The sequence below is a fragment of the Staphylococcus sp. GDY8P85P genome (assembly GCF_017892405.1).
Lineage (GTDB): Bacteria > Bacillota > Bacilli > Staphylococcales > Staphylococcaceae > Staphylococcus > Staphylococcus borealis.
Window position 1 is genome coordinate 42,918 of record NZ_JAESLA010000034.1, and the last position, 14,465, is coordinate 57,382.

Genomic DNA, 14,465 nt, shown 5'->3' on the forward strand with positions numbered 1-14,465 from the left:
TGGTCAACTAAAAACCATAATAAGTATTATATCAAATTCTGATATATTCGCATACCACTATAATTTATTTGATAGGAGGAAAAGCGCGTCATGTCGAAGCATAAATTTATCATCTATTTTTTAACTACAACGCTAGTATTACCAACATTTACAACTAGCATTGCCCATGCTGAAGACACACAAGCAGATGCTAAGACACAAGCATCCACTACATCAAAAGAAACAACTTATGATACTGAAGATGTAGATGATAACCATACGAATGAAACGACTGAATCAAATGACAAACAATCAGATCGTCCCTCTTCAGAGACACCAACTAAAGAAGCGTCAAAGAAACATAATAATAAAGAACAAAATAAATCTACACATACGTCATCAGAAAAAAGGAATGACGATAACAAAAACGTATCTCGTAGTCATCAAACGCGTGATGAAGACAAACAGGATACTTACCGTACACCCCTTTCTCCTATTTTTGACGAAGCACAATCTAGCGGCTTGTTTTCATCTAACTTTTTAAATCCTGATTTATATCAAAATGGATTTAGTTTAACCAATTTAATTGCATCACTATTCTATTTCGACAGTGATATTTCAGATTATGAGCAACCCGCAAGTTCTAGTGAATCAACAGATGACGACCATATCACAGATGAGCACGATGCCGACACAGCTCATCGTGACCATCTAGATGTGAAGCAAAACGATGAACAAGCTAATCAAACAGACCATTCAACACAACAACAAGGTGACAGCGCGACGAACCAGCAATCAACAGCTAGTCAAAATAAAGATGATGCGAGCGTGAGCAAAGCATTAGATGCTATTGATGATTTCGTTTCTGATACCACAGATGATGACACAGATCATCAAGCAAGTCATGATGGAGATAACACTGACCGTCAACATGAATCTACTAAGGATGATGCAAGTACTCGTACTAATGATGATGCTAATCATGCCTCATCTTCTGATAGTAAGTCTTTAACTGAATCCGCTTTAGATTCTGTACTGGATCAATACAGTGAAGATGCTAAAAAGACGCATCACAATTTTGAATCATCTAAAAAAGATAACACATCAGACACGTCTAAAGATGAACAAGATAATGATGATACGACGACATCTAATAATCCACAATTACCAACTAAAGACGAACTTGAACATAAGACAGCACCCGCACAATCATTTGAAGATGACTTTAAACAAAGCAACACACGTTCAACTAGTCTCTTCCAAACCTTACCTCAATTTAATGGTAATGAAGTAACTGACGGAGACATAGCAGTAGTTGAAAATAAAGGTACACGTGACTTTATTAAATCTATTGCTAAAGATGCACATCAAATTGGTCAAGACAAAGATATTTATGCCTCAGTTATGATTGCACAGGCTATTCTTGAGTCAAGTTCAGGTAATAGTGCTTTAGCACAAGCGCCAAATTATAATTTATTTGGAATTAAGGGGAGTTATAAAGGACAATCTGTTAACTTTAATACTTTAGAAGCTGGCAGTGATCAAAGTATGTTTAGTATTAATGCCGGTTTCCGAAAATACCCAAATACGAAGGCATCATTGGAAGATTATGCTGATTTAATTAAACATGGTATTGATGGTAATGCCACAATCTATAAACCTACCTGGAAGAGTGAAGCTATAGATTATCGTGATGCAACACAACATTTGAGTCGTACATATGCTACGGATCCAAACTATGCTACTAAATTGAACAGTTTAATCAAGCACTATCACTTAACAGATTTTGATAAGAAAACAATGCCTGATTTAGATCAATATGCTAAACAAACATCGAGTGGCAAAGATACTTCAGGTCGTGGGTTTAAATCATTCGAAGTAACGGATGCGTCTTCACCATATCCTCAAGGTCAATGTACTTGGTATGTATACGAACGTGTTCAACAATTTGGTAAGCAAGTCAGTGGCGACTGGGGCGATGCACATCATTGGGATAATCGCGCAGAACGTGATAACTATGATGTCAGTCAAACACCTTCAACTCATAGTGCCGTTGTCTTTGAAGCAGGACAAGCTGGCGCCCATGACGTATATGGTCATGTGGCTTTCGTTGAAAAAGTAAACAGTGATGGCTCAATCGTCATTTCAGAATCTAACGTTAAAGGTTTAGGCATCGTGTCATATCGCACTATTGATGCAAACACAGCTGAAACCTTACATTACATTGAACCAAAATAACATTGCAATGGATGGAGTAAATAAAATTGTTACACAAAAAAGGTGGTGCACCCTACCCGGGTGAACCACCTTTTTAATTCATTTATTAAGAGTAAATTAATACTTGAGTGATTAGCATGCCACCACCGAAGATGAATACGAAGGCAACGACTGGCCATACGAATTTCAACCAATGAGAGTACTTCATGTCTAACATTTGTAATGTTGCCATAATCAATCCTGTTGGTGCTAAGAAGAGCATTGCATATTGACCAAATTGATATGCTGTAACAATTACAAATCTAGGAATTCCTACTGTATCAGCAAGTGGTGCAAAGATTGGCATTGCGAGTACTGCTAATCCAGAAGATGATGGAATAATGAAACCTAGGAAGAAGAAGATAATCAACAATATTACAATGAAGATTGGTCCACTTACACCCTGTACAAGTGATGAACTGAAGTTCAAGATTGTATCTGAGATTAAGCCATCATTCATAATCATATTGATACCACGTGCTAAGCCAATGATAAGTGATACCCCTACCAAGCTTGATGCCCCTTCAACAAAAGCATCGACGACGACTTTCTCGCCGAGTCCATCTTTACCTAATGCAACCATTAGCATGATTACAATCGTAAATGCTAGGAACATTGAGGCCATGATTGGGAACCACCAACCTTGTGTCATAACGCCCCACACCATGATTGGGAATGGTAGAATGAATAAAATTAAAATGATTTTTTTGCGTAATGTAAATGGTTTTTCAGCACCATCATCATTAATAACTGACCATTGTTTCTCGAATTTAGCTTTATCTTCATAAGTATATGATGCTTTTGGATCTTTTTTGATTTTTTTAGCGTACCAATATAAATAACCTACTGTGAATATTGTAGCTACGATTAAGCCCGCGATTCTCCAGTATAAACCGTCAACGAATGTTGTACCCGCTGCATTTGATGCGATAACAACTGAGAATGGGTTAACAGTTGAGAATGTACTACCCACAGAACTCGCAAGGAAGATTGCCCCAACACATATAATTGAGTCATATCCCATTGCAATAAAGATTGGAACAAGTATTGGATAAAATGCTACCGCTTCTTCTTCAATACCACAAAGCGTACCGCCTAATACCATTAATACAGATACCATGAATACAAGTAAGAATTCATGACCTTTTGTTTTTTTAGTCAGTGCTAAGAGTCCTGATTCGAATGAACCACTCTTTTGTACAACACCAATAAGTCCACCTAATACGAGAATAAATACCATTACGTCTACGGCTTCAATCGTACCGTTGACCATACTTGATGTAATTTGGTCTGGTCCAGCAGGATTTTGATCTAATCGTTCATATGTTCCAGGAATTGAGATAGGTTTATTGATGGCACCTGATTTAAATTGGTCTACATCAATTTTTACACCTAATTTATCTAATTGCTCTTGTGTTCCAGGGACTGTTTTTGATTTATTATGCGCATCAACAATTTTGAATTCTTGCGCACCGCCATCATATGATAACTTAGAATAAGCACCAGCTGGTATGATCCACGTTGCCATAACCGCAATTACAGTTAAAATAAATAAAATTGTAAATGCGCCGGGCATCTTAAGCGAGAATCGTTTTTTCCGTCCTTTGCTTGTGCTGTTAGTTACGTCATTAGTATGTGTCATGCGTTTCAACCCCTTCAAGTATTTTTTATCTATGAAAATGCTTACACATTCAAAACTTATACTTTGTTGAAATATGTCAAATAAGTGACTTTGTGAAAAAAATATCAATTTCTTTTTCCACTATTAGTGTATGTCTAATGCAATTTACAATCAATATGAATATATATAAAAGTGTAAATATTTTAGATAAATTCATAATTATTTCACACAACTTTACCAAGAATTTCTCGAAATTCGCTTGCTATTTTTGGTAAATTGTGCAAACGCTTTCTTTTTCTAATCCACTTTTCCTAATTGAAATACGCAAGTCAGGGTCAACATTCCTCATGACTCTATTAAATTCGTTTATACTCATAAAAAAACTGAGAAAAGCTTACTATAAGCATTTTCTCAGTTTAGCTTGTGCTACATTACGTGTGCAATGTAACTTACAATATAAGTTTATATTTAATGTTTTGTGTGTTGTCGTTTGCGGCGACCTAACCAAATCAATGTACCACCCGCTACCACTAATAGCATGGTTATCGGTAACCATGATTTCTTAACTACTTCCCCGGTATTAGGTAAAGATAAATTACCATCATCATCAAATAAGCCACTTAAAAAGCCATCATCGTTTCCTAAATGTCCTAAAGATAACCCTTGTACTGGATTAGGAATGTCTTCAATACTATCTAAAAGATGACCACCTGAATTAAGGCCATTTAATAGACTGCCACCAGTTAATCCGTCTAATACATGAGACCCTTGGTTAAGAAGGTTTGAGTTAGATGTAGTATGATTTGAAGTACCATTAATACGATCAAGTAGTGATGGTCTTTGTGTAATCGGTGCTAAGATATAATTTAAATTCTTTTTGGCATTGTCGAGTTGATTTTGTAGTTGAAGTAAATCGCTCGCAGTACCATTTAATGCATTCTTCACTAAATCTAACGTGTTTGCTTTACCTGTTTGTGCTCTAGCAATGATATCTGCCAATGCTTTTGCTTGTGACTGATTTAACTTTGTCGCTAACAACGTTTCAATCGTTTGTTTACGGTCTGATGATTTTTCGAGAACATCTTTAAGAATATCATCTGCAGTCACTGTTCGTTGTGCATTGATTTCTTGTTTCACTTTATTGACTAATTCTGAATTAGACAGTTGTGCTTTAGCAAGTCGTTTCGCAATTTGTGATGCCTCACTATTGCCTAAACGCGTTGAAAGTAATGTTTTAATTAACGCTTCTTTATCTGGCGCTTGGTCGAACATGGATGCTAAGATGTCATCGCTTGTCGTCGTTTTCAAACGATCTAGCTGTTTCATCACTTGGTCTGTAATTTGCTTATCTGATTGACCTTTAGTGTTAATCTCTTTGGCTATATGTTGTGCCTCATTTTTACTAAAGACACTTCCGATGATTTGGTCAACTGTTGCTCGTTTATCTTTTGATTGTTCTAGGCGATCAAGAATTGTATCTCGATTTGCTTTAACATCTTGTCGAACATTTGTTATATCATTTTCAACATTTTGTTTCTGTTTAGTTGTCAAATTTTGGTTTTGTTTTACTTGTTGTTCGAGTTGTCTTAATTGCTCAAGTTTACGATTACTATATCGCTCAGTTGTATTGTCTTGTGCACCTTCTACTTTTGAAATAGCTTGATCAATTTTTTGAGTAGCTGATAACTTATCATTCAATGCGTTAAGTGCATCACTTTCTGAATGATTCGTGTTTGCGTGATGATTTATGACATCCTCTTTATCCATTTGTTTAACATCATTTATAACACGTCCATCTGAATGGGATTGTGCCGTATTCTCTGAAGAAGATGCTGCTGATTGGGTATCTTGCGTCGTAGATTCTACATCTCTTTCAGTATCTTCCACTGATGTATGCTGATTGTCTTTGACTGATTCGACATCATTTTTCACATCGTCTAATTTATCTAAGACGGACGTATCATCACTTTCTTTTTCTAAATGGTTTGAATCTCCAGACGTTGATGGTTGATCACTACTTAACTGTTTATGATCATTAACTGTTTCTTCTGACTCCAAATCATCATTTTGTTGATGAGTATCAACCTTTTCAGATAAAGTATTTAAATCTGTGATGATTTTATCTAATTCATCTAATTGATTTTCTTCATTTGCCGACGAATGTTTAGACGTTGAATGTGCGTCGTTCGTTGAAGGTGTTTCGTTGTGATCCGCTTCTTCAGTACTTTCTTCATCAGATATACGATTTTCTGCTTGTGCATCCCTTACAATTTGATCTATTTCAGATTGGTTACGTGCATCTTCAATATCTTGTTTATAGCTTTTAATTTCGTTCGTTTTTAAGTGTTTTAAACGATCAATTTTCGTCTTCGCTTTATCTATCGCTAGATCAAGTTGGCCTTGAACCGTTTTCACTTCACTTGAAGTGTTGTTAGCATGGTCATTTGATTGCGCAAAGCTATCCTTTGTAAATCCATAGCCTACGAATGTTCCACTCATTAACAATACTGAACATGACACTTTTAAGTACGAACTGAATTTAGAATGTTGTTTATGCTTATCCACGCATGTCACCCTTTTTTATTAATATTCCACTACATTATATAACATTTATTTTAAAACTTATACTTCTGTTTATTGAAATCTAATACAAGCTTTCCTTTTTTGACTAATCGCAAATGTTTATAATTTAATACGTTTCGTGTTAATGCTACTCATATCTGTGACCTTAACAGAATATTGATACGCATTCGTTAAATCTATAAGCGACAAGAATTTATTATGACCTGCACCTGTATCAATATCTAATATATTTTTCTTTTGATATAACTCATCATTTTTAAAACCATAGCGATAATTAGGGATATGACCATGAATCAAGTATTTATTTTTAGGGATGTTTCTATTTAAAATGTGATTATAATGCCCCGTTGTGTATTCTTTGATTTGTTTATTTAAAGGCTTTGACGTATCAATGCCAGCATGCGCAAATATGTAATCATCGATAACCTCAATCGTAGACAATTCTCTTAAAAACTTATGCCATCGTTTAATTTTTTTATCTTTACTTTCCAACCAACGCATCTCATGGTTTCCAGCTAACGCACGTGCACCTCGACGTTTTAACCGCTTCACTAACTTTAAAGTACCAAATGAGTCAGGACCATTATTAACATAATCTCCCATTAAAACCAGTTGATCTTTTCTAGCATTAAAATTTACTGCTTTCAAAAGAGAGACAAGCGCTTTCCGATGTCCATGAATATCAGAAACCACCAGTATCCTTTCTTTCATATGCCTTCTCTCCTAACCTACTGCTAAATGCATACTAATATAAAACCACTGTTTAACTAACTTTAAACAAATTATTAACGTGTGCTCAAAATTCTTTATTTATTATAGGAAATAGTATAAACAAAATATATATTTTGGGGAATCAATTTATGAATACAAAGCAATTACACATTTTTAAACATTTCGTTGAAGCACAAAATGAAAACGCCGTCGCTGAAAAGCTCGGCATCACACAACCAACAGTAACATTTCATTTTAAAAACTTAAGTAAAGAATGCGGTTTACCACTCTATTTCAAGAAAGGTAAACATTTCAACCTGACTGAAGCCGGAGAATTACTTTATCGAAATGCGACTAAAATGATTAATTTAATTGAAGAAACCACAGATATGATGGACGATTTTAAGCAATCTAAACGAGGTACATTGAGAGTGGGTGCTAGTCATGCGCCGATTTATAGTATTTTGCCCTCAACCTTTAAAAACTATATGCATGAACATCCAAATATAGACATTAACTTAACGGTAGATACCGCACCAGTCATTATTGATCAAGTCAAAAATCGTAAAATTGATATTGCTGTCATAGCCGAAAAAGGGTTTAATGAAAGTGAACTACAAGTTAAACGTCTTCACGACAACCCACTCGTACTTGCTATGGATAAACGTCACCCGCTAGCTCAAAATAAACAATGTACAATTGAGGATATTAATAACTATCGTTTCATTATACACAACGGTGGTTCAACTCGAGACAGCATTAATGAATGGCGAAAAAAGAACTTTATCAACTTAGATGTCCATATGGAAACAAATAGTATTAGCATTATTCTAGCAACGATTAAAGATTCTAATTACTTAAGTTTAGTGAGTGAAAACGCCATTCGTCATCATCCTAATATTATTAGTAAACAATTGCCTAACGCCCCAACGACAAGTTATATATCACTCATTTATCGAAATGATAGACATCTGACTACAATCATTCAAGACTTTATTACGTTAATATATAACGCTAAATAACTTTCATATACCTTAGCAATCACGTTGATTAGACTTTCGTTAACGTGATTGCTTTTTTATATATGTACTATTTCGATGACGATGTTCCTTGATGACTCATTCATTCAATTTAAATACTTATAGTTTGAAAAATCAGTTTATTATTATATTTATAAAATATTAAGAAAGCATAAAGTTTGTTAATAAATATTCTAAAAAATAATAACAATTTTACATTATATTAATAAATCGCTATAAAAAAATGTGTTCACATAATATAATAGATTTGAATGAAAGATATTCATATTAATCAATTTGCTATTTAGTATATTATTGATTAGGAGGCAATGTTAATGCTTGTTCTTTCCATCATCTTGTTACTCCTAGGTCTTATTCTAATCGGTATTAGTCGATTTGTTGCATACCAGCGTGACATTGATCTTAGAGAAAAAATTTATATTCCAGGCGTTATTTTTGTATTAATTGGCGCATTACTTCTCCTGTTTGATTTAATAAAATAACCACAACTTAATACATACACCCTATCATCTTCAGGTACACCAGCTTCAAACGGTTACCTGTTTTTTTATTATCCCCACGAAATCATGCTATTTTCTCCAACATTTCTTCCAAAGTGTTGCATTTTCCAACGTCATATAACTTTTAATGGTACCGAACAAGGGTATAACTTGTTACATTATCAAATGTAACATTTTAAATAAGCTTAATTTGCGATGGCGATGTAACATCCTTGCTCACAATTCATCAACACACTATCTATAGGTTAAGCAAATAAAATCATAATGAAATAGGGGGAAATGTCTTGGCAAAGCTATTATATAAATTAGGAAAATTTATAGCTAAAAACAAATGGCTAAGTGTCATAGGATGGCTTGTCATTCTAGGTGTCATTATTACGCCTTTAATGATCAACTCACCTAAGTTTGATAGTGACATTACTATGAACGGCCTTAAGTCATTAGACACAAACGACAAAATCAGTAAAGAATTTCATCAGGATAGTGAAAAAGCCTCGATGAAAATTGTCTTTCATTCTAATAAGAATGATGGATTGAATAATAAAGATACGAAGAAAGATATTGAAGATGCACTAGATAACATCAGACAAAATGATGATTACATCCAAAACATCTCAAATCCATACGACACTGGACAAGTTAACGATGAAGGTGACACTGCGATCGCTAACGTAAGTTACGTCGTTCCACAAACTGGATTAAAAGATTCATCTAAACATATCATCGACAAAGAATTAAAAGATGTAACAGATAACCATAATGTTCGAATCGAGAAAACACAAGGTGGCGCTATGAATGCCGAACCTGGTGGTACATCTGAAATTGTTGGTATCGTCGTAGCATTTGTAATTTTACTTATTACTTTTGGTTCGCTGATTGCAGCGGGTATGCCAATTATTAGTGCAATCATCGGCTTAGGTTCAAGTGTTGGTATCATTGCGTTATTAACTTATATCTTTGATATTCCAAACTTCACACTTACACTAGCCGTAATGATTGGTTTAGCTGTTGGTATTGACTACTCACTCTTTATTCTATTCAGATTTAAAGAACTTAAGAAAAAAGGTGTCGATACTGTAGAAGCTATTGCAACTGCAGTTGGTACAGCAGGTAGTGCAGTCATATTTGCAGGTCTTACCGTTATGATTGCTGTTTGTGGATTGTCACTCGTAGGCATTGATTTCTTAGCGGTAATGGGATTCGCTTCAGCAATTAGTGTATTATTCGCAGTATTAGCAGCATTAACATTATTACCTGCACTGATTAGTATCTTCCATAAGAGCATTAAAATTAAAGATAAACCATCTAAAAGTAAAGATCCTAAAGATCACCCTTGGGCAAAATTTATTGTAGGCAAACCAGTTATTGCAGTGATTGTGAGTTTAATTATTTTAATCTTAGCTGCGATTCCAGTGAGTGGCATGCGTTTAGGTATTCCTGATGACAGCTTAAAACCAACGGATTCATCAGAGTATAAAGCCTATAAATTGATCTCAGATAACTTTGGTGAAGGTTATAACGGACAAATCGTTATGTTAGTTAATACAAAAGATGGTGGCAGTAAAAACACTATCGAACGTGACTTAAATAATATGCGTAGCGATTTAGAAGATATCGACAATGTAGATACCGTGTCAAAAGCGCAATTGACTGACAATAACAATTACGCACTATTCACAATTATTCCTGAAAAAGGACCTAACGCTCAATCTACAGAAAATCTCGTATACGACTTACGTGATTATCACAGTCAAGCTCAAGAAAAATATGACTATAGTACAGAAATTTCAGGACAAAGCGTCATTAATATCGATATGTCCGAAAAATTAAATAACGCTATTCCAGTATTCGCTGGCGTTATTGTTGTATTAGCATTCTTCTTATTAATGATTGTATTCCGTTCAATCTTAGTTCCATTAAAAGCAGTACTAGGATTCATCCTATCATTAATGGCTACATTAGGTTTCACAACATTAGTTATTCAAAACGGCTTTATGGGTGGCTTATTCGGAATTGAAAATACAGGACCATTACTTGCATTCCTTCCAGTGATCACAATTGGCTTGTTATTCGGACTTGCCATCGACTACGAGTTATTCTTAATGACACGTGTCCATGAAGAATACAGCAAGACGGGTGACAATGACCATTCAATTCGTGTCGGTATTAAAGAAAGTGGACCTGTCATCGTAGCAGCAGCACTCATCATGTTCAGTGTGTTTATTGCATTCGTCTTCCAAGATGATAGTGCAATCAAATCAATGGGTATCGCACTTGGATTTGGTGTCTTATTCGACGCATTTGTCGTACGTATGACATTGATTCCTGCGCTAACTAAACTGTTCGGCAAAGCTTCATGGTACCTACCTAAATGGTTAGGTTCAGTATTGCCAAATATTGATGTAGAAGGTAAAGCTTTAGAAGAAGATCAACATCAAGACGCATCTTCTGAAAAAGATCATGACAACGATAGACATGGTGAATACGCTAGCCCAGACAAACAAGATCATCGTTATCAAAATGGTAGCCATCACGATAATCACAACTATAATGATGAAGATTATAATCGTTCTGTACACTTAGGTCATCATCACGACACCCACACGCACCAACATCATTACTATGATAACCAATATGATGATATTGATTATGCGTCACTTTACACGCAAAATGGCGATTATAGTCAGCACGATAAATATAATGATCGTGCGCGTCGCGATCGAGACAAATACGATAGACAAGATGAAAATCGTTATAACAGTGATGAACAATACAACGATCGTCATCATGAGCACGATTCAAATTTCGACAAAACAACAAATCTTTATAAAGAATTAACTGATAGCAATGTCGATCAAGATGTATTATTTAAAGCACTTATGTTATACGCTCGTGAAAATAATAAAGGTGTTTACGATAGATATAACCGACCATCTCACCATCGTCACGATGACGAATATAGAGACTAATGATTACAAAGGAGGAAACACGTTATGTTAAAACGACGTAGTTCGAAAGTGATAGGACTACTAGCCACACTTGCCTTAGCCATAGTGCTAAGTGCTTGTGGTAATAGTGGTAGCGGTAGTGGTTCATCTGACGATAGTCAAACATCACTTGGTAATAAAGAAATCGAAATACCCTATATCGCGAGTGATAATTCCACACCACGTTCACTAGTGATAGCAGAAGTATTGAAAAAAGCAGGTTATGATGTAACGACTACACCTGTAACAGCAAGCGGTCCATTATATGCTGCTGTCTCAGAGAACACTGATTCATTCCATGCATCAGGTATCTTCCCTACTACTGATAAAAGTTATTACGATAAATTCAAAAGTAAGTTAACTATTTATGATGACAAACATTTAATTGATAACGCAAAAGTTGGCTTAGCAGTACCTAAATATGTACAAGACGTTGATTCAATTAGCGACTTAAAAGATAGTGATTTCGGTAAATCTGTAGATTGGACAATTCAAGGCACAGATGCACGTAATGGTGTGATGAAAGAAACGAAAGATGAACTTGATAGTGACAATCTTGATAAATATAGCTTGAAAGAAAGCTCTGACCAAGAACAATTCAAAAAAATCCAGTCAGCTTATAAACAACAAAAACCAATTGTCTTCACAGCAATGGAACCAAGTTGGTTCTCTAAAGAATTAGACGTTAAAATGTTGAAAGATCCCGACAACATTTATGGTAATAACAATCAACATATCGATTTAGTATTTAACAAAGACTTTGAAGAAGCACATCCTGCAGCATATACAATTGCAACACGTATCGCAGATGACTGGAGTAAATCTGATGAAGAAAAATTAGCTAAACAAATCTTTGTTAATAATAAAAATCCAGAACAAGTAGCTAAAGACTACGTGGACGACAATGATAATAAAGTGGATGAATGGTTAGACGGTATTGATACAAAATAACCTTTCACATGGGAGAAATTAAATAAGGGGCATGCTTGCTTGATATAGCATGATTTAAAATGGGAGTAAAATGGAAATCTCTATCACAATTGATTTCTATTTTGCTCTCATTTTTTGTATACATTAACCTTTCATAACTATAAACGTGTTGCGCACATATTTTACTTTTTATTTTTGATTCATATTCAATTGCACTATCCACATATGTAATCCCATTACATAATGGTTATTTTTGGAAATATAAAAGTCATTGTGATAAATTACTCTTATTACGTCAGGCTATCTGACAAGATTAAAGATATAGGAGCATCAGATAATGCCGTCAGCAAATCAAAAACGTATGATTAAACATATACATGAAACTGTGTTTGTACTTTTACATGATTATCATTTTGATGAAATCACTGTTCAAAAAATTTGCGATATTGCAGAGATTAACCGTAGTACGTTCTACAGATACTTTCAAGATAAATACGATTTACTCTACACCCTACCTGATTTCATTACTCAACAAATTATAGCTAAAGGTGACACGTCAGCCAATATTACAACACCAGAGTCGTTTGAAGATTTTATATACTTTATTGGCAATAATAAAAAGATTTTCAAGCATTTATTAGTATCATCGCGTCAAGCTGATGTATTTAGAAGCTTAACCAATGTGAGTCGCGATATGATGCTTAATAACTCCAAACGTCAAGATGATCCATTAGCTAAGAAGATTAGAGAAAGTAAACATCCTGAAATTGTAGCCGATTTTTATAGTAGTGGCGTAATAGAAGTACTACGCCGTTGGGTCGAAAATGACTACAATTACAATGTTGAAGAAGTGTTTGAAACATTAAACAACGTGCTTGAAACATCTCTAAATAGCCATAACAAATAAAAGCAATCTCACACAAACCAGGCGTGAGATTGCTTTTTAATTGATTACTTCCGTTTTCTATCTCCTGTTGTTTTATAAACCATGAAGATACTATTAGCAATGATTAATAGTGCTAGTATGACCATTGGCCAAACACCTATATTAACCATATTGAATACAATAAGTATTATCATCAAAATAAGATTTAGTGCATTTGAAGTCAACATTGATCTATCCACTAAAATCACCTCTTACTATGTTATAACCTAATCTATTAAATTTAATTGTTTTTTTACTTCTTCGGCAACTAATTTAGGTGACTGTGGATTTTGTCCTGTAATCAATCGACCATCAACTTGTACATATGGCGTAAATGGTAGTCGTCGGAATGAATAATGAGCACCACGTTTTTTTATTTCATTCTGTAAATGAAACGGTACTAATGTGTCACGGTTGGCTAATACTTCTTCTACGTTAGAAAAGCCTGTGATGTCTTTATCTTTAATTAAATATTCTCCACTGCTATTCTTTGCGTTGAGTAGTGCTGCAATACCATGACACACTGCTGAAACGATGCCACCTTTATTGTATATCGTTTCGATAGCGTTTTGTACGGCACTATTTTCCGGGAAATCAAACATCACACCATGCCCGCCTGTGAAGTATATAACGTCATAGTCTTCTACAAGGGCTTCAGATATTGGTTGTGCATAGCGCAATTGATTCATAAAGTCATTATCTTTATAATATGCTTTTGTTACTTTGTCTAACATAAATGGAGATAAACTAACTGGATCTATTGGTGTATTCCCACCAGTCATGTTATAAATATCAATATTTACATCCTCATTTTTGAATTGATTGTAAAAGTGGACAAGTTCTCCTAACCATAGTCCAGTTGGTTTACTATTATCACCAAAATAATCTGCACTTGTGTTCACTATCATAATATTTTTCATAAATTTAACACCT

General features: G+C 34.7%; 11 protein-coding genes. 6 read left to right on the forward strand and 5 right to left on the reverse strand.

The features are described 5' to 3' along the window. Window positions 1-90 precede the first annotated feature (90 nt). On the forward strand, window positions 91-2,217 hold the full coding sequence (locus KA828_RS08160; protein ID WP_210126013.1) for an amidase domain-containing protein: 2,127 nt from the start codon (window positions 91-93) through the stop codon (window positions 2,215-2,217). A gap of 85 nt (window positions 2,218-2,302) precedes the next feature. Here KA828_RS08160 and KA828_RS08165 read toward each other — a convergent pair whose 3' ends face one another. The 3 genes from KA828_RS08165 to KA828_RS08175 all read right to left on the reverse strand — a co-directional run bounded on the left by KA828_RS08165 (window position 2,303) and on the right by KA828_RS08175 (window position 7,150). Beyond that, window positions 2,303-3,877: a YfcC family protein gene (locus KA828_RS08165; RefSeq protein ID WP_053029023.1), complete on the reverse strand. Its 1,575-nt coding sequence runs from the start codon at window positions 3,875-3,877 to the stop codon at window positions 2,303-2,305. Window positions 3,878-4,324: 447 nt separating this feature from the next. Next, window positions 4,325-6,421, reverse strand: coding sequence for an LPXTG cell wall anchor domain-containing protein (locus KA828_RS08170; protein ID WP_348634777.1), 2,097 nt, complete (start codon window positions 6,419-6,421; stop codon window positions 4,325-4,327). Between the two features lie 117 nt (window positions 6,422-6,538). After that, entirely contained in the window at window positions 6,539-7,150 is a 612-nt protein-coding gene (locus KA828_RS08175; protein WP_210126014.1) for a metallophosphoesterase, read from the reverse strand. 149 nt (window positions 7,151-7,299) lie between these two features. Between KA828_RS08175 and KA828_RS08180 the strand changes: the two genes are divergently transcribed. From KA828_RS08180 to KA828_RS08200, 5 genes are all read left to right on the forward strand, one after another. After that, window positions 7,300-8,172, forward strand: a complete 873-nt coding sequence (locus KA828_RS08180) for a LysR family transcriptional regulator (protein WP_210126015.1) — start codon at window positions 7,300-7,302, stop codon at window positions 8,170-8,172. Between the two features lie 332 nt (window positions 8,173-8,504). Beyond that, entirely contained in the window at window positions 8,505-8,672 is a 168-nt protein-coding gene (locus tag KA828_RS08185; protein WP_174841335.1) for a hypothetical protein, read from the forward strand. A 302-nt stretch (window positions 8,673-8,974) separates the two neighbouring features. Then, entirely contained in the window at window positions 8,975-11,659 is a 2,685-nt protein-coding gene (locus KA828_RS08190; RefSeq protein WP_210126016.1) for an MMPL family transporter, read from the forward strand. Window positions 11,660-11,683: 24 nt separating this feature from the next. Next, a complete protein-coding gene (locus KA828_RS08195; protein ID WP_210126017.1) occupies window positions 11,684-12,628 on the forward strand; it encodes a glycine betaine ABC transporter substrate-binding protein in 945 nt (314 codons plus the stop codon). 316 nt (window positions 12,629-12,944) lie between these two features. Next, the gene (locus KA828_RS08200; RefSeq protein WP_193838832.1) at window positions 12,945-13,514 is read left to right on the forward strand and encodes a TetR/AcrR family transcriptional regulator; all 570 of its coding nucleotides are present in this window, start codon (window positions 12,945-12,947) and stop codon (window positions 13,512-13,514) included. Window positions 13,515-13,558: 44 nt separating this feature from the next. On the opposite strand, the gene KA828_RS08205 is transcribed toward KA828_RS08200, so the two are convergent. Next, entirely contained in the window at window positions 13,559-13,732 is a 174-nt protein-coding gene (locus KA828_RS08205; protein WP_210126018.1) for a hypothetical protein, read from the reverse strand. 27 nt (window positions 13,733-13,759) lie between these two features. Further along, window positions 13,760-14,452 (reverse strand): type 1 glutamine amidotransferase domain-containing protein, encoded by a 693-nt coding sequence (locus tag KA828_RS08210; protein WP_053016278.1) that lies wholly within the window; start codon window positions 14,450-14,452, stop codon window positions 13,760-13,762. Window positions 14,453-14,465: the final 13 nt, after the last annotated feature.

What these genes read in the sequence shown, in the direction of transcription:
- KA828_RS08160 (WP_210126013.1), top strand. Translation starts at nt 91, where the DNA reads ATGTCGAAGCATAAATTTATCATCTATTTTTTAACTACAACGCTAGTA.
- KA828_RS08165 (WP_053029023.1), bottom strand. Translation starts at nt 3,877, where the DNA reads ATGACACATACTAATGACGTAACTAACAGCACAAGCAAAGGACGGAAA.
- KA828_RS08175 (WP_210126014.1), bottom strand. Translation starts at nt 7,150, where the DNA reads ATGAAAGAAAGGATACTGGTGGTTTCTGATATTCATGGACATCGGAAA.
- KA828_RS08180 (WP_210126015.1), top strand. Translation starts at nt 7,300, where the DNA reads ATGAATACAAAGCAATTACACATTTTTAAACATTTCGTTGAAGCACAA.
- KA828_RS08185 (WP_174841335.1), top strand. Translation starts at nt 8,505, where the DNA reads ATGCTTGTTCTTTCCATCATCTTGTTACTCCTAGGTCTTATTCTAATC.
- KA828_RS08195 (WP_210126017.1), top strand. Translation starts at nt 11,684, where the DNA reads ATGTTAAAACGACGTAGTTCGAAAGTGATAGGACTACTAGCCACACTT.
- KA828_RS08200 (WP_193838832.1), top strand. Translation starts at nt 12,945, where the DNA reads ATGCCGTCAGCAAATCAAAAACGTATGATTAAACATATACATGAAACT.
- KA828_RS08210 (WP_053016278.1), bottom strand. Translation starts at nt 14,452, where the DNA reads ATGAAAAATATTATGATAGTGAACACAAGTGCAGATTATTTTGGTGAT.